The sequence below is a fragment of the Psychrobacter sp. Sarcosine-3u-12 genome, from assembly GCF_002836005.1.
Taxonomy (GTDB): Bacteria; Pseudomonadota; Gammaproteobacteria; order Pseudomonadales; family Moraxellaceae; genus Psychrobacter; species Psychrobacter okhotskensis.
The window spans coordinates 1-24369 of the sequence record NZ_PJBY01000107.1 but is presented as its reverse complement, the minus strand read 5'-3'; the positions used below and the strand labels follow the sequence as shown (position 1 = coordinate 24369).

The 24369-nt window shown below is 44.3% G+C and carries 21 protein-coding genes and 2 riboswitches; of the genes, 11 read left to right on the top strand and 10 right to left on the bottom strand.

What is annotated here, in order from left to right:
- Nucleotides 1-79 precede the first annotated feature (79 nt).
- The 4 genes from CXF65_RS11420 to CXF65_RS11405 form a co-directional block, all read right to left on the bottom strand.
- On the bottom strand, nucleotides 80-1303 hold the full coding sequence (locus CXF65_RS11420; protein ID WP_101212118.1) for a vWA domain-containing protein: 1224 nt from the start codon (nucleotides 1301-1303) through the stop codon (nucleotides 80-82).
- 94 nt (nucleotides 1304-1397) lie between these two features.
- Nucleotides 1398-2261, bottom strand: coding sequence for an AAA family ATPase (locus CXF65_RS11415; protein ID WP_101212117.1), 864 nt, complete (start codon nucleotides 2259-2261; stop codon nucleotides 1398-1400).
- A 297-nt stretch (nucleotides 2262-2558) separates the two neighbouring features.
- Nucleotides 2559-3170: a hypothetical protein gene (locus CXF65_RS11410; protein WP_025651268.1), complete on the bottom strand. Its 612-nt coding sequence runs from the start codon at nucleotides 3168-3170 to the stop codon at nucleotides 2559-2561.
- A 256-nt stretch (nucleotides 3171-3426) separates the two neighbouring features.
- Nucleotides 3427-3747, bottom strand: coding sequence for a YcgL domain-containing protein (locus tag CXF65_RS11405; protein ID WP_101212116.1), 321 nt, complete (start codon nucleotides 3745-3747; stop codon nucleotides 3427-3429).
- A gap of 237 nt (nucleotides 3748-3984) precedes the next feature.
- Nucleotides 3985-4124: riboswitch (glycine riboswitch) on the top strand.
- Between the two features lie 56 nt (nucleotides 4125-4180).
- A riboswitch (glycine riboswitch) is annotated at nucleotides 4181-4359 on the top strand.
- Between the two features lie 168 nt (nucleotides 4360-4527).
- Between CXF65_RS11405 and gcvT the strand changes: the two genes are divergently transcribed.
- From gcvT to CXF65_RS11365, 8 genes are all read left to right on the top strand, one after another.
- Nucleotides 4528-5715, top strand: coding sequence for a glycine cleavage system aminomethyltransferase GcvT (gene gcvT / locus CXF65_RS11400; protein WP_101212115.1), 1188 nt, complete (start codon nucleotides 4528-4530; stop codon nucleotides 5713-5715).
- A 69-nt stretch (nucleotides 5716-5784) separates the two neighbouring features.
- Complete coding sequence (gcvH, locus tag CXF65_RS11395; RefSeq protein WP_025651271.1) at nucleotides 5785-6165, top strand: glycine cleavage system protein GcvH; 381 nt, start codon at nucleotides 5785-5787, stop codon at nucleotides 6163-6165.
- A 394-nt stretch (nucleotides 6166-6559) separates the two neighbouring features.
- Nucleotides 6560-7318, top strand: coding sequence for a nitroreductase family protein (locus CXF65_RS11390; RefSeq protein ID WP_025651272.1), 759 nt, complete (start codon nucleotides 6560-6562; stop codon nucleotides 7316-7318).
- A 62-nt stretch (nucleotides 7319-7380) separates the two neighbouring features.
- On the top strand, nucleotides 7381-10278 hold the full coding sequence (gene gcvP / locus CXF65_RS11385; RefSeq protein ID WP_101212114.1) for an aminomethyl-transferring glycine dehydrogenase: 2898 nt from the start codon (nucleotides 7381-7383) through the stop codon (nucleotides 10276-10278).
- 340 nt (nucleotides 10279-10618) lie between these two features.
- Nucleotides 10619-11236 carry a hypothetical protein gene (locus CXF65_RS11380; RefSeq protein WP_101212113.1) on the top strand — a complete coding sequence of 206 codons (618 nt, stop codon included), beginning with the start codon at nucleotides 10619-10621 and terminating at the stop codon, nucleotides 11234-11236.
- 68 nt (nucleotides 11237-11304) lie between these two features.
- A protein-coding gene (locus CXF65_RS11375) for an IS3 family transposase (RefSeq protein ID WP_198552005.1) occupies nucleotides 11305-12392 on the top strand; the annotation gives its coding sequence in 2 pieces (ribosomal slippage) (nucleotides 11305-11557 and nucleotides 11557-12392; 1089 coding nt in all).
- A gap of 160 nt (nucleotides 12393-12552) precedes the next feature.
- The gene (locus CXF65_RS11370; protein ID WP_101212112.1) at nucleotides 12553-13227 is read left to right on the top strand and encodes an esterase/lipase family protein; all 675 of its coding nucleotides are present in this window, start codon (nucleotides 12553-12555) and stop codon (nucleotides 13225-13227) included.
- A 49-nt stretch (nucleotides 13228-13276) separates the two neighbouring features.
- On the top strand, nucleotides 13277-13849 hold the full coding sequence (locus tag CXF65_RS11365; protein ID WP_101212111.1) for a hypothetical protein: 573 nt from the start codon (nucleotides 13277-13279) through the stop codon (nucleotides 13847-13849).
- A 23-nt stretch (nucleotides 13850-13872) separates the two neighbouring features.
- Here the strand turns inward: CXF65_RS11365 and CXF65_RS11360 are convergent, their stop codons facing one another.
- From CXF65_RS11360 to CXF65_RS11345, 4 genes are all read right to left on the bottom strand, one after another.
- Complete coding sequence (locus CXF65_RS11360) at nucleotides 13873-15195, bottom strand: ribonuclease D (protein WP_101212110.1); 1323 nt, start codon at nucleotides 15193-15195, stop codon at nucleotides 13873-13875.
- Between the two features lie 157 nt (nucleotides 15196-15352).
- Nucleotides 15353-15946 (bottom strand): recombination mediator RecR, encoded by a 594-nt coding sequence (gene recR / locus CXF65_RS11355; protein WP_025651277.1) that lies wholly within the window; start codon nucleotides 15944-15946, stop codon nucleotides 15353-15355.
- A gap of 152 nt (nucleotides 15947-16098) precedes the next feature.
- Nucleotides 16099-16428 carry a YbaB/EbfC family nucleoid-associated protein gene (locus CXF65_RS11350; RefSeq protein WP_025651278.1) on the bottom strand — a complete coding sequence of 110 codons (330 nt, stop codon included), beginning with the start codon at nucleotides 16426-16428 and terminating at the stop codon, nucleotides 16099-16101.
- Nucleotides 16429-16536: 108 nt separating this feature from the next.
- Nucleotides 16537-17826 carry an O-succinylhomoserine sulfhydrylase gene (locus CXF65_RS11345; protein ID WP_101212109.1) on the bottom strand — a complete coding sequence of 430 codons (1290 nt, stop codon included), beginning with the start codon at nucleotides 17824-17826 and terminating at the stop codon, nucleotides 16537-16539.
- A gap of 421 nt (nucleotides 17827-18247) precedes the next feature.
- Between CXF65_RS11345 and CXF65_RS11340 the strand changes: the two genes are divergently transcribed.
- The 3 genes from CXF65_RS11340 to dusA all read left to right on the top strand — a co-directional run bounded on the left by CXF65_RS11340 (nucleotide 18248) and on the right by dusA (nucleotide 22491).
- Nucleotides 18248-19900, top strand: coding sequence for a phospholipase D family protein (locus CXF65_RS11340; protein ID WP_101212108.1), 1653 nt, complete (start codon nucleotides 18248-18250; stop codon nucleotides 19898-19900).
- 218 nt (nucleotides 19901-20118) lie between these two features.
- Nucleotides 20119-21420: an MFS transporter gene (locus CXF65_RS11335; protein WP_101212107.1), complete on the top strand. Its 1302-nt coding sequence runs from the start codon at nucleotides 20119-20121 to the stop codon at nucleotides 21418-21420.
- 99 nt (nucleotides 21421-21519) lie between these two features.
- Nucleotides 21520-22491, top strand: a complete 972-nt coding sequence (gene dusA / locus CXF65_RS11330) for a tRNA dihydrouridine(20/20a) synthase DusA (protein WP_101212106.1) — start codon at nucleotides 21520-21522, stop codon at nucleotides 22489-22491.
- 39 nt (nucleotides 22492-22530) lie between these two features.
- Here dusA and CXF65_RS11325 read toward each other — a convergent pair whose 3' ends face one another.
- Entirely contained in the window at nucleotides 22531-23322 is a 792-nt protein-coding gene (locus tag CXF65_RS11325) for a CPBP family intramembrane glutamic endopeptidase (RefSeq protein WP_198552004.1), read from the bottom strand.
- Between the two features lie 103 nt (nucleotides 23323-23425).
- Nucleotides 23426-24313: an alpha/beta fold hydrolase gene (locus CXF65_RS11320; protein ID WP_101212105.1), complete on the bottom strand. Its 888-nt coding sequence runs from the start codon at nucleotides 24311-24313 to the stop codon at nucleotides 23426-23428.
- Nucleotides 24314-24369: the final 56 nt, after the last annotated feature.

The following is a 24369-nucleotide window of genomic DNA, read 5'->3' as shown; positions in this document are numbered from 1 at the left end:
GTTATACATGCAAATATAATACTGTTGGCGACTATTCTTTAGAGCAATCAGGATAATGCTCTAAACGATTGCGCTATAACTAGCGCGCCATATAGTTGGTCATCTCTTCAACACCGTGCAGAGTCATGGGGTACATCTTGTTATCAAAGATTTTTTTGATCTCAACGATGGTCTGGGTATACTGCCAATAAGAAGGCGCTTCAGGATTGAGCCACGCCACCTTGTCAAAATGCTCCAGTACCCGCTTCAACCACACAATACCTGCCTCATTATTCATATATTCAACGCTACCACCGACCGTCATTAGCTCATATGGCGACATCGACGCGTCACCAACGAAGATAACGCGATACTCGCGACCGTATTTATTGAGCAGCTCATAGGTTGGCATCGGCGCACTATGGCGACGGTTATTGTCCTTCCAGACATAGTCGTATAGACAGTTATGAAAGTAAAAGAACTCTAAGGTTTTAAATTCATTTCTAGCCGCAGAAAATAGCTTCTCTAAAGCCTCGACATGGACATCCATACTGCCGCCGACATCAAACAGCATCAGCACTTTGACACGATTACGCCGCTCAGCTTGCATATGAATATCGAGCACGCCTTTTTTGGCGGTGCGCTTGATGGTCTCATGAATGTCTAGCTCATCCGCGCTACCGGTGCGGGCAAACTGACGCAAGTTACGCAGTGCCATCTGAATTTGGCGCGTACCAAGCTGACTGTCGTCATCGAGATTGCGATATTTACGCTGCTCCCAGACTTTGGCTGCGCTACGCTTACGCGATTCACCGCCGACGCGTACTCCTTCTGGATGGTCGCCATAGGCCCCAAAGGGTGACGTACCGCCAGTGCCGACCCATTTACTGCCGCCTTGATGACGCTCTTTTTGCTCTTTCAGACGCTCTTCAAGCGCTTTCATCAGCTCCTCTAACGAGCCATATTTTTTTAGCAATCGGCGCTGCTCTTCGGTCAGATTTTTTGGATCGAGCTTGAGATCTAGCCACTCTTTAGGAATGTCCGTCAGCTTGGCCAACAGCTCATCCATATCGAGACTGTCGACGCCTTCAAAATAATCTGACATGGCGCGGTCAAACTTATCAAAGTGGCGCTCGTCTTTGACCATGCACAGCCGAATCAGCCGATACATATCCTCACGACTGGCAAAGGTGGACAGCTCTGGATTTTCAGGATGCGTCTGCATCATCAGCCCTTGATCTAACGCGGCATTTAGGTCAAGTAGCTCACGGGTACTGACCGGCACACCGTAAGTACGTAAGGTATAGAACAATTTGATAAACATAAGAGTCGCATCACTTATTGGCTGATATGGTGACGAATGAAGCCGTTTTATGGGCTTCAATCATGAGCTTTAATCATGACAAATGGTCTGTCGCTTAACGACGCATCATATTAGCAAAGCGCTGCAATAAATTGACATCGGCTTCGTTTTTGAGCAGTGCACCATATAACGGCGGAATAGACTTCTCACCGCGCAGGTTTTCTTCTAGCTCTGCTTGAGCCATATCGTCAGCCAGTAGCAACGTTAACCAATCGACCAACTCTGAGGTTGATGGTGGCTTTTTAAGCCCTTGAACATTACGCAGCTTATAAAAGATATCGAGCGCATCATTGACCAGTTTTTCTTGAATATTAGTGAAATGGACGTCGATGATTTGACGCATAGTGTCCTCTTCTGGGAAGTCGATATAATGAAAGAAGCAACGACGCAAGAAGGCATCGGGCAGCTCTTTTTCATTGTTTGAGGTGATAATAACGACCGGACGCTGTGCAGCAGTGATGGTCTCGCCTGTCTCATAGACATAAAACGACATCTTATCGAGTTCATGCAATAAGTCATTGGGAAACTCGATATCGGCTTTATCAATCTCATCAATCAATAACACACTGCGCTCGTTACTGGTAAAGGCATCCCACAGCTTACCGGGCTTGATATAGTTGCCAATCTCATAAACCTTATCATCACCCAACTGCGAATCACGCAAGCGCGAGACGGCATCATATTCATACAGCCCTTGCTCCGCCTTGGTGGTTGATTTGATATGCCACGTAATCAGCGGCATACCCAAACTTTCAGCCACTTCTTCAGCCAGTAAGGTTTTACCTGTACCCGGCTCCCCTTTGATGAGTAGCGGCTTTTGCAAAGTCATCGCCGCGTTGACTGCCAATTGCAAGTCGTCGGTGGCAATATAGCTTTGCGTGCCAGTAAAGCTTTTCTTTGTTTTGTCAGTCGTGGTCATAATCAAGTCTCAGTTATTGTTATAAATTAAATGAATTAGAAGGCAAGTGATGAAAGGTAAATAATGAATTAGATTAGCACAGCATGATTGATTGCCAAAATACTCATGCGTTCGCAGTTGCTCGCAATTATCACCAATATCCAAACATACTACTCTATCTAGGCATGGATTGATAAACGAACACGCTCACATAAAAAAAGACACGCACCGGTGTCTTTTTTTACTTATTCAGATTATTGCTTATGCAGATTGTTACTTATTCAGAGCTCTAGTACCTTCATAAGGGCAACTTTACCGTTAAAGCTGATCGGTTTTTTTGGGTAATTTGCTGTCTTTTTTTAAATTGACGTCCGCTTTAGGCTGCGACGCTAATGAGCCATTATCAGGCTGTCCAACGAGGTTTGGATTTTCTGTCAGATAATTGCCAGTGGTTAATTGAACCGTTGCCTGCGTGTCTTCTGCACTACGGCTGCGTGCTTTGTCCAAACTTGACTCAAACGCGCCGCGAATAAGTTGCCAGACAAAACCAACAAACAAGCCAACCACTAACACCACCAGTATCGGTAGCATATTAGCAACTGCGCCCGCCATATCCTTCATCATGATGGCATAGACGACACCAATGCTCGCCGGCGCGATCACACTAGGATCGCCAAGGGTGGTGCCTGGTGCCAACAACACAGCAAACAGTATCATCCAGCTCATACCACCGAGTGGCCGTGGTAGCATGCGAGCGACCAACAACCATAATACCAACACAATCACGACACCACCAAGATACGCATACATCGGTAAGTCTGCGGGTGGCACATCTTTTACCAGCTGTCCCCACCAGATAGTAATCTCACCGAGAATATCACTGATGGCTTCTAGCGGTAAGCTGTTTACGATATTTTTTAACCAGTCCATGCGTGTTTAGTTACCTGCGTTTATAAACCTAGCAAGACGTTGTGCGCCTAGCAGTAGCTACAATAGCTATATGGTACGTTCTGTCGTACTAAAAATAAGACCGAATACATCATCGACATGTACGCTTGATAGGTTCTAGTTTATCACGACTTCTTAATAAAAAGCATGCTGCCCATTGCTGAGACCTGTTTTTTTATCGCTTACTCAAAGAAAAGAATGAAGTGTACTTGCCTATTAATCGTTGCAAAAAAGCATGTTAGTCGTAAATATTGTCCTGCGCTTCGCGTGCACGTAACTCTGCTTGCCGGCGCATAACGTCTTGTGGCGGCATCTGTACAAAGTATCCTTGCGCTTGTAACTTTGCCAATACCTCTGCTTTATCAACGCGCGCAAGCGTCGGTGTCGCCCCTAAATCTAGATGCATCACAAACTTACTGCGACCTAAACCAGCACGAAAATCTTTGGGTAACACGCCAAGCCAGTCCTTCAGCTCGTCGGTGTCATCAGGATAATCAGGGCGAGCAATATAGACATACATACCGTCATGTTTGGAAAATTTATAAATATCACAATGCATAAGGACCACCTATCAGAAACTATAGGCGTAGGTTAGCATAATTTCGCTAAATTTCAGTAGTCGCTTTACGTTCTGCTATGGTAAACCATGCCAAAATTATGCGCTGTCATAAAGACTAAAGCGTTCAACTTATCGATACTTCGACCGTTTATTCTAACAATAATGTCGTTTTCGACAAAATTATGCACTTTAATGCGGTTGATGACTTGTAAAAGTGCCCTGAACCTTTCATAATAAAAGCGTTTTTCAGGAGAGAGTCTGCGGGCGCAACTGTTGTATCAGACCGTATTGGTCATACCACGTTGCACGTTGCCACCAGACCACCGAAGGCGCATCCACCCTGCCAATCGCTCAGGTAAAAGGACTGAAAAGCACATGTCATCTTTGTTTGCTGTGATGCCATCATTTGTGCATCACATACTCAAGCATTGGGCATAACAAATCTGGAGAGCGGTAAGGACGGACGACGTCTTACCCACCGAAGGGGAGAAAATACGCTATCATCAGTGATAGGTCTTTTAAAGCCAAGCTCTTTATATATTTTTTAGAGCTGCCTTTAAAACCATGATGATTCGTGTTGAAAATCTCAGGTCACAGGACAGATAGGGCTTTTGCTTAAACCGACGTTCAGCGTTTGTTTGGCTTATTGCTCTATCTTTATTTTCTGTGCCGCCCTTGGTTGCAATGCTTGCACCCTGCAATATTGCTTCTCTCTACTATGATACTGCACATCGCTCATTACTCTACCGAGTACGACTGATGTACACATAAGGATTTGTTATGACCGATACCCACTCTCAAGAAACTCACGCTCAAAATACTCAAGCACCGCAGCGCACGCCCCTTTACCAGTCTCACGTCGATAGTGAGGGCAAACTGGTGGATTTTTCTGGTTGGGAATTACCCATTCATTACGGTTCACAAATCGAAGAGCATGAAGCGGTGCGTACCGATGCTGGCATGTTTGATGTCTCACACATGGTCGTCGCTGATATCAAAGGTGGTGATGCCAAAGCTTGGCTACAGAAACTATTGGCCAATGATGTTGATAAACTAAAAACCGTCGGTAAAGCGCTATATTCTGGCATGCTCAACGAGCAAGGCGGCGTCATTGATGACCTAATCGTTTACTTAATGAATGAAGAGGCTACCGAATATCGTATCGTCTCAAACGCGGCTACTCGTGATAAAGACATGGCACAATTTGAAAAAGTCGCCGAAGGTTTTGACATCAATATTACTGAGCGTCCAGAGCTTGCCATGATTGCCGTGCAAGGACCAAATGCGGTTGCAAAACTGGCACAAGCTAAACCTAGCTGGGCAGATACGTTGGCTGAACTTAAGCCTTTCGTTGGTGCTGACTTAACAGACATCGAAGGCGCTGATTGGTTCGTGGCTCGTACGGGTTACACTGGTGAAGATGGCGTCGAAGTGATTATGCATGGCGATGATGCTCCAGCATTCTTTGAATTATTAAAAGTCAATGGTGTGAAGCCAGCCGGCCTTGGCGCGCGCGACACGTTGCGCATGGAAGCCGGTATGAACCTCTATGGTCACGATATGGACGAGACCATTAGCCCTTACGAATGTAATATGGGTTGGACACTCGCATTAAAAGACGAGCGTGATTTTGTCGGTCGTGAAGCTTTAGTCAGCAAACGCCAGCAGTCAAAAGACGACAACACCGCCATGAAGCAAGTTGGCTTACTATTGACAACGCGCGGTGTATTACGTGAAGGTATGAGTGTGACTATCAATCAAGGCACGGACAATGAACAAACTGGGGTGATTACCAGTGGTACCTTCTCCCCTAGCCTAAAAAATTCGATTGCGATTGCCCGTGTCCCTGCCAGCTTATCAGATGATGACAATGTACAGGTCGATTTGCGTGGCAAAGGTAAGTTCGCTGATGTCCGCGTCCTTAAACTACCGTTTGTCCGTAATGGCAATCAGCAGTTTGACTCTTAGTCATCATAAATTCTATTATTAGCTTCCACTATTTTTGTAAACCATCCTCTATCACTTAGGAGAGAGACCATGAGCAATATCCCAGCAGAACTAAAATACATCGCCAGCCACGAGTGGCTACGCCTAGAAGACGACGGTACTATCACTGTTGGTATCACTGACCATGCTCAAGACCTATTGGGTGACGTGGTGTTTGTTGAACTTCCTGATGTTGGCGATACCATTGCCGTTGATGACGAAATCTCAGTCGTAGAGTCTGTAAAGGCTGCCTCTGACGTCTATGCGCCTATTTCAGGTGAAGTCGTTGCCATCAATGAAGCACTAGAAGATGATCCAGAAATCATCAACTCTGACCCATACGGTGAAGGTTGGTTCTTTAGAATGAAGCCTGACAATATTGCTGATTACGAAGCATTGCTAACCGCTGATGAGTACGAAAACGAGCTGTAGTCAATCCACTATAAAAGTGTTACAGCGTTAACCTCGCTTGAAGTATGATCTATACATCTGCATTCGGTTGCCTTGTACCACTTTTAAATTGAATCGATTCTATAATCTGATTCTTATTCTCTCGCTTGAAAGCGGTATTTGACTGAACTGAAATACCGCTATTTGTAATCTAAAAAAATGTAACTTAAAAATACAACTAGAAAAATATAATTTACTATGACAGATATTGGCATCAGCTGGTATCTGACCGCTTTTTCCCAAAACACTTATCGCTCAATTTATTACGTCTAATCGCTATCTGATTTATTCATATCAATCACTTGTCAGACGCTATTGAGCAGACACACTCAATACTGACCGAGTTGATCACTTAATCCCCAGCATGGATCCTAATATGACTTCCAACTCTGATAACAACGACAATATTGCCACACCCAAACACACACCGCAGCTGCAAGCGTTTCGTGAAGTGGTCGAGTCACGCCGTTCCGTGCGTCGCTTTACTGACACACTGATACCTGACGATGTGTTAGCAGATTGTCTGCGTTTGGCCATGCTAGCGCCGAACTCGAGCAATCTACAGCCGTGGGAATTTTATGTGATCGATGATGCGGATAAGCGCAAACGTACGGTCAAAAACTGCATGAATCAAAATGCGGCAAAAACGGCAGCGCGCTTGATTGCGGTCGTTGCGCGTACGGATATCTGGCAAGATCACGCCCAGCAAATCTTACGTGAATATCCTGAATCGCCAGTGCCCAAAAAAGTCAAAGACTACTACACCAAAGTCGTCGCCATGGACTTTTTGCGAGGGCCAGCCAACGTGGTGTCAGCGGCAAAATGGAGTGCTACTCAAGTATTTAGACGGGTAAAAGGGCCGATCAAGTCACCTTACTATACTTTCGAAGACACCAAAAACTGGGCCACCAACAATACGGCACTGGCTGCTGAAAACTTAATGCTGGCACTACGTGCGCACGGCTTTGATAGCTGTCCGATGGGCGGCTTCGATGAGCCTGCCATGAAGCGCCTGTTAGGTTTAAGCGATGATCAGCACATCATTATGATGATTGGTGCTGGCGAACGCGCTGACAATGGCATTTACAGTAGCCAGTTCCGCTTTGACCAAGAACAGTTTGTCCATTACGTTTAATTAACCCTAACGTTATTTTATTTAAGTCAATCCCTTTATTACTCCCTTAACCAAGGACTGTCATGACTATCTCTCAAAACCCAACGTTTGATACCTTTCAAGGTTTATTTAACGAAGCTGAATTTGTCTATCGTCATTTAGGCTCAAATGAGACCAAACAAGCTGATCTGCTCAGTACAATTGGTTATAAAGACATGGCGAGCTTTATCAATGATACGGTGCCTGAGCCCGTACGCTTGCACAAAGACTTAGACTTGCCACTGGCGATGAGTGAGCACGCCGCGTTGGCTAAATTGCGCGCCATGGCAGATAATATCACCGTTAATAAAAGCTACATCGGTCAAGGCTATTCACCTGTACGTATGCCTGCGGTTATTCAGCGTAATGTGCTTGAAAATCCAGGTTGGTATACCGCTTACACCCCTTATCAAGCGGAAATTGCTCAAGGTCGTCTAGAAGCCTTACTTAACTTCCAGCAAGTTTGTATCGATTTGACTGGTCTAGAAATGGCTGGGGCATCGTTACTTGACGAAGCCACTGCTGCTGCTGAAGCCATGGCCATGTCAAAGCGGGTGAGCAAAAGCAAATCAAATCAGTTTTTTGTTGATGACCGCATTTATCCACAAACCTTAGATGTCATCAATACTCGTGCCAAGTATTTTGGTTGGGAAGTGGTCGTTGGTGATTTTGAAACCGCTAAATCAGGTGATTATTTTGGGGCATTATTCCAATACGTCGGTGTTGAGGGCGATGTAAAAGACCTAACCGACGTCATCGCTGCGGTGAAGAAAAACAAAACCTACGTCAGCGTCGTCAGTGACATCATGAGCTTAGTATTACTAAAATCACCAGCCGATATGGGCGCAGACGTAGCGTTAGGTAGCACTCAGCGCTTTGGTATCCCAATGGGCTTTGGTGGTCCACATGCCGCTTATTTTGCGTTCTCTGATAAAGCCAAGCGCTCAGCACCTGGCCGTATCATTGGCGTCTCAAAAGATTCGCAAGGCAATACGGCATTACGTATGGCATTACAAACTCGTGAACAGCATATCCGCCGCGAAAAAGCCAACTCAAACATCTGTACCTCGCAAGTATTGCTGGCGAACCTAGCAGGTATGTACGCAGTTTATCATGGTCCAGGTGGCGTGAAGCGTATCGCCACACGTATCCATGCTTTTGCCACAGCCTTCGCCAATGTCATTAGAGAAGCTAATGACAGCAACTTAAGCGTGGTACATGATCAGTTCTTTGATACCGTCGTTATCGATTGCGGTTCAGAAAAACTGGCGACGCAAATCTTTGAAAATGCGGACAATGTTGGTTATAACTTATGGCGTCTCGATGATAACAAACTGTGTGTCGCCTTTAGTGAAACCAGTGATCAGCAAGACTTTACGGTGTTAACCCAACTGTTCGTGAGTAAGTCGCATGATTTGCCTGAGACTGCTAGCCTGTCACTTGATAGTGCACATTTACGTACCGACGACATCTTAACCCATCCGGTATTTAACACGCATCATACCGAGCATGAGATGCTGCGCTACTTAAAATCGCTCGAAGACAAAGATTTGGCGATGAACCGCAGTATGATTTCACTCGGTAGCTGTACCATGAAACTGAACGCAACCAGTGAGATGCTACCGATTACGTGGCCTGAATTTGCCAATGTGCATCCATTTGCACCGCGCGATCAAGTCACCGGCTACATTGACATGATTGATAGCCTACAAGACCAACTCAAAGCCATTACTGGTTTTGATGATGTGTCTATGCAGCCAAACTCTGGTGCGTCAGGTGAATATGCTGGCCTACTGGCGATTCGCCGCTATCATGAATCATTGGGCGAGACCAATCGTGATGTCTGTCTCATTCCAATGTCAGCGCACGGTACCAACCCTGCGACTGCCATGATGATGGGCATGCAAGTCGTCGTGGTCAAAACGGATGAAAATGGCAACGTTGATATCGAAGATTTGACCGCTAAATGTGAGGAGCATAGCGCCAATCTAGGTGCATTGATGATTACTTACCCGTCGACGCATGGTGTGTTCGAAGAAGGTATCCGTCATATTTGTGATTTGATTCATAAACATGGCGGCCAAGTCTATATGGATGGTGCCAATATGAATGCGCAGGTCGGCATGATGCAGCCTGCGGATGTCGGTGCAGACGTCCTACATATGAACTTGCATAAAACCTTCTGTATCCCACATGGCGGCGGTGGTCCTGGTATGGGCCCTATCGGTATGAAGGCACATTTAGCACCATTTATGGCCAACCATACGCTAAGCCCTGTACATAATGCCCAAAAAGACTGTTCTGCCGTATCGGCAGCGCCTTATGGCTCAGCCAGCATTTTACCAATTTCATGGATGTATATTGCCATGATGGGCCGTGATGGTCTGCTTAAAGCCACTGAGCTTGCGCTATTGAATGCTAATTATGTTGCCGCGCAATTAAAAGATCATTACCCTGTGTTATATGCTGGCAAAAATGGTCGCGTCGCGCACGAATGTATTATCGATATTCGTCCGCTAAAGGAAGAAACTGGCATCAGCGAAAGCGATATTGCCAAGCGCTTGATGGATTATGGTTTCCATTCACCAACCATGAGCTTCCCAGTGGCTGGCACTCTGATGATTGAGCCAACTGAATCTGAATCTAAAGAAGAGTTAGATCGCTTTATCAGTGCGCTAAAATCTATCAAAGCTGAAGCGATGAAAGCCAAAGCAGGCGAGGACAACTGGACGCTAGAAGATAACCCACTTGTCAATGCACCGCATACTGCCGCTATGGTCACCAATAGCGAGTGGACGCATCCATACAGCCGCGATGTTGCCGCATTCCCATTGCCTTATGTACGTGCTCATAAGTTCTGGCCAAGTGTTGCTCGTATTGACGATGCTTATGGCGATAAGAACCTCATGTGTTCTTGCCCAAGTATCGAAAACTATATGTAGTTTTCAAATAAGTATGAACAGTTGATATAAAAATAAACCTCCAAGTCAGCAGCTGATTTGGAGGTTTTTATTTTGTATATACTTTATCTGACTTGTTATGCTCTTAGCATGGTTAACTCTAAATAAAACAAAAGATGATCAGAATAGCCTGCTACTAATACATGTTTTCCTTGCTTGCTGTGCGACTTCGTCACTGTAGATGCTACGTAAAACTTATCTCAAAAGCACTGAATTCTTTTTAAATTTAATCAACTATAGTTAATTAAAATCACAATTGTATCTATAAGCAAACGCTTTATAATAATGACCTTCTTATTTAATCTTATGTGGAATAGCTAAAATGACTCGTGCAAATAAAAATACGACAGTGTCTAATCACGAGCCCATTCAGATTGAAGGTGTCATACTCATAGCAGGCATCATGTTTTTTGCTGCTCTAGCCACAGTTATCAGTATCTATTTTAATGACTATAAGTTAAACATCAGCTGTGAAAAAAAACGACACAACGAAATCGCAATCTGTCAAGTTGTTAAAGTAAACCTACTTGACCAGAAGACTGTGTTATTTGATGATCAACCTATTACTACTGCTAATATATCAGGAGTATTCGTTTTTAACAGGAATCCTAGCGCAGTTAGTAATAGCTTCCAAAAAACGCTGTGCAAAGCTCAATTATATGGTACTTATGGAGAAGTAATTTGGAAAACTCAGTATTCTAATAGATCGTGGCAACAAAACTGCTTTGGATATGATGATAGTGGCGCTTTTATAGATTACTTAGAAAATCAAGAAATTGCAGAAAACAGAAAGCTCAGTCACAACTACCAACTTGTTATCTATAAACATTGGGATAAGTATTTACTAAGCTTTCTAGGTTGGGCACTGGTTTGCTCAATTATCTTTAGTATATATTGCCATATAAGGTTGGAAATAGAGCTCCGCAAAATGCGTCGGTAATCCCCCCTAAAAAAAAGAACACTTAGAAGTAGAGATTAACTGCTAAAATATATCAGCAGGAGAATCCTATGAAAAAGACCCGTTTTAGCGACAACCAAATCGTCAACATCTTAAAGCAAGCCGAACAAGGCGTTCCTATCACCGAGCTATGCCGTGAGCATAACATCAGCCAAAGCACCTTTTATAACTGGCGCTCAAAGTATGGCGGCATGGACGCCTCTTTGATTGCTCGTCTTAAAGCACTTGAGACTGAAAACGCACGTCTTAAGAAGATGTACGCTGACGAATGTCTTAAATCCGATATATTGCAGGACGCCATGACAAAAAAGTGGTAGCGCCACAAAGGCGCAGACAGCTCGCTTGTCACTATATTGAAGCGCGTAATATTAGCATACGCCGTGCTTGCTTGATCTTTAACATCAGCGTCACCTGTTACTATCACAAGTCAGTGGCAACAGACGAGAATAAGCACATAGCCGACTTACTGATCAAACTGACCAATGAAAACAAGAACTGGGGCTTTGGCTTATGTTTTTTAACCCTACGTAACGTCATGGGACTGCCGTACAATCACAAGCGCGTGTATCGCATCTACTGTGAGCTTGAATTAAACCTTAGAATCAAGCCTAAACGTCGCATTAAACGTGCTAAACCCGTTCCACTGGCTGTACCTGACCAGATCAACCACAGCTGGAGCATGGACTTTATGCACGACGGCTTAACCGATGGGCGTGCCTTTAGACTGTTTAATGTGATTGATGATTATAACCGTGAAGCATTAACGGTTGAAGTTGATTTCTCACTACCGGCGCAAAGGGTCATACGCAGTCTCAATCAGCTCATTGAATGTCGAGGCAAACCTGTGCAGATAAGATGCGATAATGGCCCTGAATACATCAGCAATGCGCTCAAAGATTGGGCTGAGCAGCAAGGCATCACTATTAGTTATATTGAGCCTGGCAATCCACAGCAAAATGCTTATGTAGAGCGCTTTAACAGAACGATGAGGTATGATTGGTTAAATCAGGAACTGTTTGATAATCTAGAGCAGGTACGCGCACAAGCAGAAAACTGGTTATACCATTATAATCATGAGCGCCCGAATATGGGCAATGGCGGCTTTACGCCAATACAGAAACTGAATCAGGCAGCTTAATTCTATTTATTAGGTGTCTTAGGTTTGGGAGGGTTACCCGTCAAACTTGAGCTAGATTTAATATACATAGATTATATGAGTTATAAAGACTGATTCTTCATGTTTTTAGCATTCTTTTTCATATGTTACCAAAACTATTTTTACTTTGTTGGAAAGTGCCATGCCACAAAAAAACTGCGTCATTCTCATCCATGGTCTGCATCAAACCGCTTGGATCATGCGACCACTGGCCAAACGCTTGCAAGCAACAGGATTTGATACTCATCAATTCGGTTATCGTAGTATGCGTGACGGCATCAAAACCAATAGTGCCCGATTAAATGACTGGCTAGAAAACCATCATCATCCAGACCAGCCAATCGATTTGGTCGGTCATAGTTTGGGCGGTTTAATTATTCGCGATTTTGTCACTGCGTATCCGCAATGGCAAATTGGACGGTGCGTCACACTAGGTACGCCGCATATGGGTAGCATTTGTGCGGATTATATTTGGCGCTTGATCCCAGCTGTGGTGGGACGCTCATATATCGATGCATTAGATGGAACCGTCGCACCTTTACCAAAACACATTGAGCTTGGTGTGATTGCAGGGAATCGCCCGTATGGTTTGGGACAGTTATTTTTGCATCATCATAACCGCAAACTGCGTAAAGCAGATGTGCCACCATTGAAGCAGCAACTTGACCACGATGGCACAGTGTATGTAGAAGAAACCAAAATGGAGGCAGCAGTCGATCATATCGTCATGCCAGTCTCACATACCGGCATGTTAGTTAACAAAGAAGTCGCTAAACAAGCCTTTTACTTTCTAGAGCATGGGAAGTTTGAGCGTTAGATTAGAAAAAAACTAGATAACAAGTTAGATTTAAATTGAGTATAAACTAATGAGCAATAATGAATTTGATCCAAATAAATATAGTTATTTAGAGACTAAACCAAATAATCTTAAAATATTAATTGTTATAATACTCTGCTCTGGCTTATTTGGTGTCTACTCATATTTTAGCGACAAGTCCAAAGTCATAAAGTTAAATGAGCCACCTTTAGACCCTTTTTGGAGTTTTGTTGTTAGTAACGAGCAAGTAGAAGTGTATACTGATTTAGTCAATGTAAATATGGAAAATCAAGACTCTGATAAAGTAGATTATTGGGAAAAGATAGTTATGCTAAACGGATTTGAAGTAAGTGACGACATCAACGATCAAATACTATTGGATTTTGACAAACCTTTAGAGACTATTATTAGTCACTTCTTAGTAGATTGTTCGAATAGTACTTATCAACGTTTAAATACAATTTATACTCAAGTTGATGGCAAAACACGATTTATGAATACATACGACGATCCGTTACCGGCTGTTGCCATCAATAATGATATGTTAAATTATTATAGTTCACAGTATGCTTGTCAAATTAAAGATATGGACATCGCACAACGACTGGCTACGGTCGAATAATCTATTGGTTAACAACAATCGCTTTACTTAACACCCATGCCTTGCTGTAATTCAGTTTTGTGCTTCTCAATTACTGGTATCAAGGTTTGCGTCACCCACTCATTGCGCCAGCCTTTTAAGCCTTCTGGTAGCTTGCTTAAATCTTTATCAAATGCAATCACTTCATACAGCTGCCCCAGCCATTTTTTACGCATTAATACATTAGCAGGCACGCCAATAGCTTCTGCTTGCTCATCGATCGCTTGTTGCACAGCCTTTGACAGCACTTTGTTTTTTGAGCGATAAGGCGGCAATAGACAGTCTGGATATTCAGCAGGATGCAGATTTTTTGCCTCTTTTATTACTTTAAGCAACTCTTCGCCATACAGTCGCAACATGCTACGGTGCATCGTAGTTTTATGCGCCAACTCGCGCATGCTGGTTGGCTTTTCAGTGATAATCTCGCGTACAGCTTGTTTCTTAATCACAAAAGTGCGCGGCTGATTGGTCGAACGCGCCAGCTCTTCTCGCCAAGTCGCCACCGCTTTTAATATCGCCATTTGCTGCGAGTTATAGCGATAATCAGCCATCGTTAAGTACATCGCTTCGTCCTCAACATGCTGAGCGTCGTACAAATCGCTGGCATAAAGCTGACAATCCGCCCAGACATATTCAAACAGTCCTTGCTTTTTTAGCTCGTATTCGAGGCTCAAATAAAGCGCTGGCAAGAAGCGTACGTCATCAATCGCATATTGCTCTTGCTCATCTGAGAGCGGACGCTGTAGCCAGTCCGACTGACTTTGTTCTTTATCGATGTGCATATCTAACTGATCATCGAGCGCTTGCTGATAGCCCATTTGCAACTGTCCCGTCAAATAAGACAACGCAATTTGCGTATCAAAGATATTGGTCAATGGCGGGCAACCAGACAACAGATAAAAAATCCCCAAATCTTCACCACAAGCATGCCAAATCGCTACGTCAACTTCGCTAAGCGCTTGCCAAAAATCAGCCAACTGCAATTGCGGCGCATCCAATAAATATACATGATTGCCGGTATTTAGCTGTACCAATGCCAAGCGTGGATAATAAGTATCGCGCTTGATAAACTCGGTATCTAACGCCACTCGCCCGCAAGTCGCCAATGCATCGATGACTTCAGCCAAACCATCTTGCTCACGCACCCACGTGATGGCAACTTCATCCGCAATATCCAATAATGCATCGATATTTGGTTCAGGCGGCACAGCTGTTGACGCTATATCAGTATTAATTGATTGCTTTGATGCATCGTCAGTAGCAGCAGTGTTGTCTGCACGGTTTGATTGGGTAGAAGCTGTTGAAGCTAATGAAGCATTGTTGGACACGGGCAGATACCTGCATAAATAGGAGAAAATAAAACGCCAAACTGCGTCTTAATGAAAGATAACAATAGTAGCAATTAAGCAATTATAACAAGTTCATAAAATAAAATGGGCAAGATTTGGGTTTTATAGAGAACTTATGAAATTGCTATAGAAAATACTATAAGAAGGAACGATTTTGCATCGCTTGTCCAAGGGTCATACTATCAAGGTACTCCAGCTCGCCACCCATCGGGACACCTTGTGCCAAACGCGTCACTTTATTGACATGACGGCCGACGGCTTCGCTGATAAAGTGGGCGGTGGTCTGCCCTTCGACAGTCGTACCCGTTGCCAAGATCAATTCCTCAACAGGCTCTTGCTTAACCCGCCAGACCAGTTGATCGATATTTAAATCATCAGCGCTAATACCATCAATCGGTGATAAATGACCGCCTAAAACAAAGTAGCGACCACGATAACCTGCCGTTTGCTCGATAGCCATCACATCTGCTGCGGTTTCGACCACGCATAATAGGCCATCATCACGCCTTGGGTCTTGGCATAGTGGACAAACGGCCTCGTCACTAAAACTGTGACAGCGCTCGCACTCAACGATATCACGCATCGCCTCATCAAGCGCTTGCGCCAGTGCCATGCCTTGTGGACGTTTTTTGGTGAGCAGATGCAGCGCCATACGTTGGGCACTTTTTTGACCCACACCCGGCAAAATGCGCAGTTGTTTGACCAGTTGATCAAATTTGGCTGTCAGCAAAGTAACTTCCTTTATTTAACTTAATTTATAAACCGTAGCTATAAAAATGGGGTCGTATCGTGTCGATAACAACCCCATTTTTGTCTTCAATATGCAGTATTTGGCACCTAAAAACTTAACCTTTACAAACTTAGTAGTTAAAAGGCAGTTGCTTAGAACATACCTTGCATACCTGGTGGCAGACCCATACCTGAGGTCGCGCCTGCCATCGTTTCTTCGTACAGCTCATCCGCTTGACGCACCGCGTCATTGATAGCCGCAGCGATTAAGTCTTCGATCATATCCGGCTCATCTTCAAGCAAGCTTGGATCGATGGTCAAACGCTTAACCACATGTCGACCCGTCATAGTGACTTTTACCAAACCACTGCCCGCTTCAGCTTGCACTTCTTTATTGGCCAGCTCTTTTTTAGCATTTTCAACGTTTGCTTCGACTTTCTTTTGCATCGTTTGTGCTTGTTGCATCAATGCTTGGATATTCATAGTTGCCTCTTTGTCTTTATAGTAATGAGTAATATAGTAATGAGTAATTTTTATTAACGTAGATCATAACGTAAATTTTATGCGTTAACGGTGATTATACCGTTATCTTTACAAACTGTCTAAACCACGCGCCAAATCTTTAATGATGTCTTCTACATCTTCCAAGCCGACCGACAGACGAATAAGGCCGTCTTTGACGCCTGCTTCTGCTCGTGCTTCAGGCGTCAGGCGAAAATGGGTAGTGGTCGCCGGATGGGTAATCGTGGTTTTGGCGTCGCCCAAATTATTGGTGATAGAGACCATTTGCGTGGAATCTATCACATGCCATGCAGCGGCTTTTGAATCCTGACTATTTGAATCAGTGCTAGCAGATGGTTTGACTTCAAAACCCATAATAGCACCATAGCCGCCTTTCATATGATGTTGACGCGTCGCCAGTTCATGCGCAGGATGATCGCTCAAACCTGAAAAGTGCACCGTGCTGACATTGGGATGATTGACCAAAAAATCCGCCACTTGATTGGCATTGTTGCAGTGCGCTTGCATACGCAATTTCAGCGTCTCAAGCCCCTTAGTAAAGACCCACGCGTTGAACGGGCTCATGCTGATACCGCCTGAGCGCACCACGGTAAAGGCCTCTTGCATCAGCGCATCGCTACCGACCAAGGCACCGCCCAATACACGACCTTGCCCGTCTAAATACTTGGTCGCAGAATGTATCACCACATCGGCACCCAAGTCGAGTGGACGCTGCAGCGCTGGCGTGGCAAAGCAATTATCCACCACCAATAAGATATCGTTGGCCTTGCATAGCTTGCTTAAATAGTCGATATCACAAATCTGCGCCAATGGATTACTAGGACTCTCACAATAAATAACCTTGGTATTTGGCTGTACAGCCTTAGCCCACGCGTCATTATCGAAGCAATCGACATAGCTGACTTCCACACCGAACTTTGCCATATAATTATTAAATAGACCAATGGATGAGCCAAACAATTGATTGGCAGCAAGCAGATGATCGCCTGCTGTTAAATACGCCAAGCACATGGTCAAAATCGCCCCCATGCCTGAGGCTGTCGCCACCGCACGCTCACCATTTTCAAGCGCTGCCAAACGACGTTCAAAGGTACGCACGCTTGGATTGGTGTGGCGTGAGTAAACGTTGCCCGTCTTGTCACCATTAAAATGCGCTGCCGCGTCCGCCGCCGACTCATAAACATAGGAGCTGGTGGTAAAGATAGCCTCTGAATGCTCGCCTTCATCGGTGCGATGTTGCCCTGCACGCACAGCGATGGTCTGCATGCCATAATCAAGGTCTAAATTGAGCGCGTCACTGCGCCAGTTAGGATCTAATTTATTTAAATGGTTATCATCATGCGCTTGCGACTGACTCATAAATCTTCCGTTACTCTTGTTGGTAGTAAAATAATTCTTAGTAAAATGGTTGAGCATAAAATGACGGCTTATTCTCTAATTATCGACACCATTCATCAGCGTTATCATATCATGTCAACTTATTCCAAACATCTGGTTTCAGAGCACTACTAAATATTATTTTTGAATACGCTTTCGCAGAATACTAAAACCCGAAATTAGAGTTAAATGCGAGCTTAGTCAAGCGCTTAAGCCAAAAAATAACGTATTTATAATAGGCAGATAAGACAACAACTGCTAAGCTTAGCGACTATTTAAGCTTGGCCTAGGACGTTATTTTTATAAGCGTCATCATCAGTGCTATTATTTTATAAAGATGAACATATTCATTAAAATTTTAGCAGCATTCCAATAAATCAAGGCTCATTAGGGTTAATCAGTTATGTCGATGCTAAGTATAGAACCAAGCAATTTATCGCTCAGTCTAACACTCGGATTAACCTTAGGTCTTACTGGCTGCCAGAGTTTGCCTGAGAAGCCACATTTGCCTGAGAGCCAAGCGTTATCAGCGCGTGTTAATGCTTTATATCAGCAAGACAGCAAACCTAAAAATAATGACAGTACTAACAATAAGAATAATGGCGGTGAAAATACGGATCTGGTCGCGGCCATTAGTGAACAGAACAACGTTCACCCTGATTTGTCCGGCTATCATCCGATTGTGACTGGCGCCAATGCTTTTGCTTCGCGCAGTATCCTGACCGGTATGGCCACGCGCAATATCGATGTGCAATATTATATTTGGCACGATGATCAGGCCGGTCAGCTACTTTTAAAAGACTTATGGGAAGCAGCTGAGCGCGGCGTTATCGTGCGCTTATTGCTCGATGATTTTAATAATAACGCCAAGTTTGATCAGCGTTTATTACGTTTTGCCAGCCACCCAAACATCGCGGTGCGCATTATCAATCCGTTAATGCATCGTAAATTTCAGACCTTAAATTTTGTCACGGGCTTACCGCGTATCAATCGGCGTATGCACAATAAGAGCATGACCTTTGATAAGCAAATTACCATTATTGGCGGTCGAAATATCGGTGATGAATACTTAAGTAACAATCAAAACAGCCAATTTGCGGATTTAGATGTATTACTGATCGGCAAAGTAGTGGCCGATATCGATAATAGCTTTGCTAGCTACTGGTCCTCGCCCATCTCATTTGACATCGAAACGCTGGTAACCGCTGATAAAGGGACAAGTAAAGACTTCTTAGCGTCGTTAGACAAGCTCGATCAAGATGAAAAAAATAATACTCGCAGTAGTTTGGCTGTTTATAAGACCGCCATCGAAGACTCCTCTATCGATACTGATTTAATCAATAAGCAGGTGCCCTTTCGCTGGACGGATATGCAGTTTTTGAGTGATGATGTCGGCAAACTGACCAAAACCGTTCCTGCCAATACCAATTTGGTACATCAGCTGCGTACCTTGCTGGGCACGCCCACCAAGCGCTTGACTATTATTTCATCCTACTTCGTACCAACCAAAGATGGCGTTAAGACGCTGGTACAATTGGCCGAAGCAGGTATTGAAATCAAAATTTTGACCAATTCATTTGATGCAACCGATGTGACGGCGGTGCATTCTGGCTACAGTCAATGGCGTCCCAATTTGCTGCGCTCAGGGGTGAAAATCTACGAGCTTAAGTCCACCGCTGCGGAAGAAAAACGCGAAAACAAACTGTGGAAAGCTCGCAGCCAATCCTCAACCAGCTTACATGCCAAAACCTTTGCTGTGGATGATTATCAGGTGTTTATTGGCTCATACAATGTCGATCCGCGCTCTGCCAATATCAATACCGAAATGGGCGTCATTATTAATGATGAAGAACTGGCAAGCCAGCTACACGGTGCACTCAGCGATGATTTGTTAAATCAGGCGTATGAAGTCAAGTTGCTGGAGAGCGGTGCTTTACAGTGGCATACCATGGAAAATGGTAAAAAAGTGATTTACGATACAGAGCCGCGCGTTGATATGGGTGACCACGTTTGGCTGACCATCATGTCATGGCTGCCAATCGATTGGCTGCTATAGATTATAGGTTCCTTTTAACCAAATTTATAGCGTACTGAATGTCTGTCACTTATTTTAAGAGTCAGTGGCTCATTAGCCTTCGTATTCAAAAAGCCTTATTTTTATTATGCCGGCAAATCATTATCTATCTATATTGATTTGCCGGTTTTTATTATGGTCGGTTATCTAGATGATGACCGTCTTAACAATCAGTTTACTGTGTGGATGCGTGATCTATTATGCCGTCTCGTTCTCAATATGCTTTGATGTCTGCTAAAGACAAAAATATCGTGATGCTTATCAGCTTTAGCAGCGCGGTGACATTTTTTGACTTTTTGATTTATCTGTACATCGCAGATATCGTCTCGCTTGCTTTTTTTCCGGCTAGTACCAGTCCTACCGTCGCCAAGCTACAAGGGCTTGGCCTCTTTACGGTCGGTTATTTGGCACGGCCACTTGGCGGCATTATTTTTGGTCGTTATGGGGATATCAAAGGTCGAAAGCCCATATTACTTATAAGCTTGCTCGTCACTGCTGCCAGTTTATTAGCGATGGCATGTCTGCCGACGTATGCGCAGTGGGGCTTGGTTGCGCCCGCTTTATTTATTTTACTCAGGCTGGTACAGGGGATGGCTTATGGCCTATATGTACCTTTAGCATGGGTTTTTGTGGCGGAACATGTGCCGCGGCAGTATCTTTCTGTAGGTTGTAGCTATGTAACTGCCAGTTTCTTCGTCGGTGTATTATTTTCTAATGCCTTTTTTAGTTGGCTTACCGGAGCAATGACCCCTGAGCAGTTGACGGATTATGGCTGGCGGCTGCCATTTTTTATCGCCTCAATACTGAGCTTTTTGCCGTTACTTGCGTGGCGATTGATTGGTGAATCACCGTTTTTTATCGCGATGGAAAAATCGAAACCCAAGAGCTATTTTGCCAAGCCGCTTACCCTGCTCTTTAAAAATCACAAACATTCAGTATTTGTCGGCATGATGCTGACGTTGATTATTTCTAGCATTACGACTGTCGTCATTCTTTTATTACCAGAGTTAATAGAATTACGCTTTACTTTAGATACTGATTTGTTTGGATTTTCGCACAGTTTGGGTATTGTTTTTATGATTTTTGGCTGCATATTTTATGGCTTAGTGTCTAATCATGAGAATTTTGGCAAAATTTTGGTTGTTGGTTCTGCCTTGTTAATCGCTCAAATGCTTGCTTTCTTTTATCACTTGCAAGCAGGCGGCGACTATATCTTGATTATGTATGCGCTACTGGGCTTCTGTGCTGGCATTGTCGGTATGGTACCGGCTATTCTTGTGCAACTGTTTCCAACCAATGTGCGCCTTACCGGAATGGCTTTTTGTTATAATATCACCTATGGCATCGTGGGCGTACTTATACCTTTTGGGCTGGGCTATGCCACGTTATTTATCAGTTTTTCACCCGCTCTCTATATCGCCTTTATCGGCTTTATTGGCATTATCATGGGACTGTATTTTTACAACTTACCCCAGTTCAAAAGAATTGATCAGGTGGTCTAGCAAGGGCGTATTGAATATTCGCCCATTGTGCTTACGACACCTGTTGTCTCTATGCAAAACACTCACACTCAAAGAATAAAATATTAAGGCTTATTATCCATGGTTGATATGACCAATAAACGACTCTCAGTTGCCCCCATGATCGATTGGACGACGACGGATTATCGTTATTTTGCGCGACTTTTTAATCCGCACGTCTACTTATATACTGAAATGATCAGTACAGGGGCGCTGATACATGGTAATCGAGCACGGCATTTACGCTTTGACGCGATCGAGCAGCCTATCGTGCTGCAACTTGGCGGTGCAGATATTGATGAGATGACCCAGTGTGCCGAGTTCGCGCAACAGCATGGTTATGATGAGGTTAATATCAATGTTGGTTGCCCGTCGGATCGCGTCCAACATAATAAAATTGGCGCTTGTCTCATGGCCGAGCCAAATATTGTCGCTGACTTGGTCAAACACATGCAAACGGCGGTCGATATCCCAGTAACCGTCAAGCATCGTATTGGTATAGATGATTTTGATAGCTATGAGTTTATGGCAGATTTTGTGCAGACGGTCGCTGCTGCTGGTTGTACGCGCTTTATCGTCCACGCTCGCACCGCATGGCTACAAGGTCTTAGCCCCAAGCAAAATCGCGAAATTCCACCACTACGTTACGATGATGTCTACCGCCTCAAACAAGACTTTCCAGACCTTGATGTCGAGATAAACGGTGGTATCGAGACCGTCGCAGATATTCAAGCGCACTTGCAGCATATAGACGGTGTGATGATTGGCCGCGCCTTTTATCATAACCCTTATCTGCTAGCAGAAGCCAATAGCTTATGGGGTGAGCCTGCACCTAAGCGCTCAGATATATTGGCGCAGCTTTATCCTTATCTAGAAGAGCAACTGGCCAAAGGTGAAGCGCTGCCAACGATGACTCGGCATTATTTAGGATTATTTCAAGGGCTGACGGGAGCTCGCAAATGGCGACAGGCATTGAGTGGCAAACCTAAACTGACGATAGATGACGTTAAACAAGCAGCCGCTGAAGTCTTGGCATTAAACCCTGATGCATAGCTCTTTTTGATTAAGCAAATTCTCTTAAGAAAATTTTGATTAAGCGGTTTGCGCTAAATACTGCCCCATCGCTGCGCCATTATTGACAATGTGAAGCAGCATGGGCAGTAGCAGCGAGCCAGATTTGATACGGGCATAGCAAAATATCAATGCCAGCACCACGATAGTGCTGATTTCATAAACGCCATACTGCAAGTGAATCACCGCAAATATTACACTGGTGACGATACTAGCAATGATCGCCCCGCGCAGCTCTTGACTTGGTGAGGCGACGAATTGCTCAGTAATGGCCGACCATAGGATGCCGCGAAAGACCAGCTCTTCGTATAATGGCGCGACTATCACCATCGCAAATACTAGCAGCCACACTGAGCTGACGGACTGATATAACGGATCGACAAACACCAGTGGCGATTTATCAAGCCAGTAAGTCAGCGCCTGACTGCCAATCATAAATATCAATAATATACCTAGCATCCCAACGCCAACCGCGACTGAAAATGGATTAAGCGCAAGATAGCGCTGCCAATTACCGCCTTTTAACCGAATCAACATAACGATGAGGGCGACCAGCAATACACCGCCAATCATAATGGACACACTCACGACCGTGCCATTACTGCTGCCATAGAAAAACACATCAGCCACGTTTGCGCTTTTAATAGCCGGCAGCAGCAGCTTGCCTGCGATATAGACTCCTAGCAGTTGACTGATAAAGAATGCGACGACTATACCTATGGTCAGTAAAAACACTTCCAAGCGTGAAAATAACGGCAAACGCTTAGGCGAGTTTATCAGCCGTTGCTTGGCAGCACTAAAATGATTTGGCATAAAATGGTGACTCAGTGATATAGAGTATCAATGCTGACGACAACTTTATATTAGGACTAGGACACGCCCTAATCTGAGCAGTCAAATAAGTAGCGCGCATGATTTATTTTGGTAGTTGTTGCTTGATTAAGTCCAATACTTGCCGTGACACAGACTCTGGATACTCAAGCGGGAACATATGACCACCCGTATGGGTCGTATAAGGAATACCAAGTCGTGATTTTATTTGCTGCGGGAAACGGCGTTTTAAAAACAAGCTTTCTTCCCCAATAATGAGGGTAACTGGCGGCTTTGGGGCGCGGTTTGGCGTTAGCCAATACCATGAGGGATTGGTTCGAAAGACATCTACCTCAACGGACTTTGGAATCGCTAAGGTCACTTTGCCATCCGCACGCTCATGTAAACCGTGCTCAATGTAACCCTGAAAGCTACGCTCATCAAAGTTCTTAAAAAAACCTTTGTGACGCATTTTATCGTAGGCATCTTCGCGGCTATCCCAAACATCGCGGCGGTGCTTAGATACCCCAGCTGGAGATAGCTTATCCATCAAGCGGTTGTTCATCAATGGCAGCCTATCAGCCGTCTTTGCCAAATGCCAAAAAAAGCTGACTTTACCATAAATCCAAGGGGGATCCATTAATACTGCTTGAGCAAAGTGCTGGGGCTCACGGTACAATGCCTGCATGGTACACATAGCGCCCAGCGAATGTCCAACGGCCACGACTTGCGCGACACCATGCTTCTCACAAGTACTTTTCACACTATCGATAATTTGCTGAGTCAGACGGCGCCAGTGATCATCGACTGGATAGTCGGGATTAGTACCTAACATCGCAATATATTCAATCGTAAAAAACTCACTAAGACCTGCAAAAAACGCTTCATAAACCGCGCTTGGCATACCATTGGCATGGGCAAAATGTATCACGGGCTTCTTTGTTTTTTTAGAGACGGGTAGCGCTGCAAAAGTTTGCGAATTGATGTCACTCATAACAAGCTCTCATTGATTTTTATCATTATGGGATATTAAGGCGTATCTTTTATGGT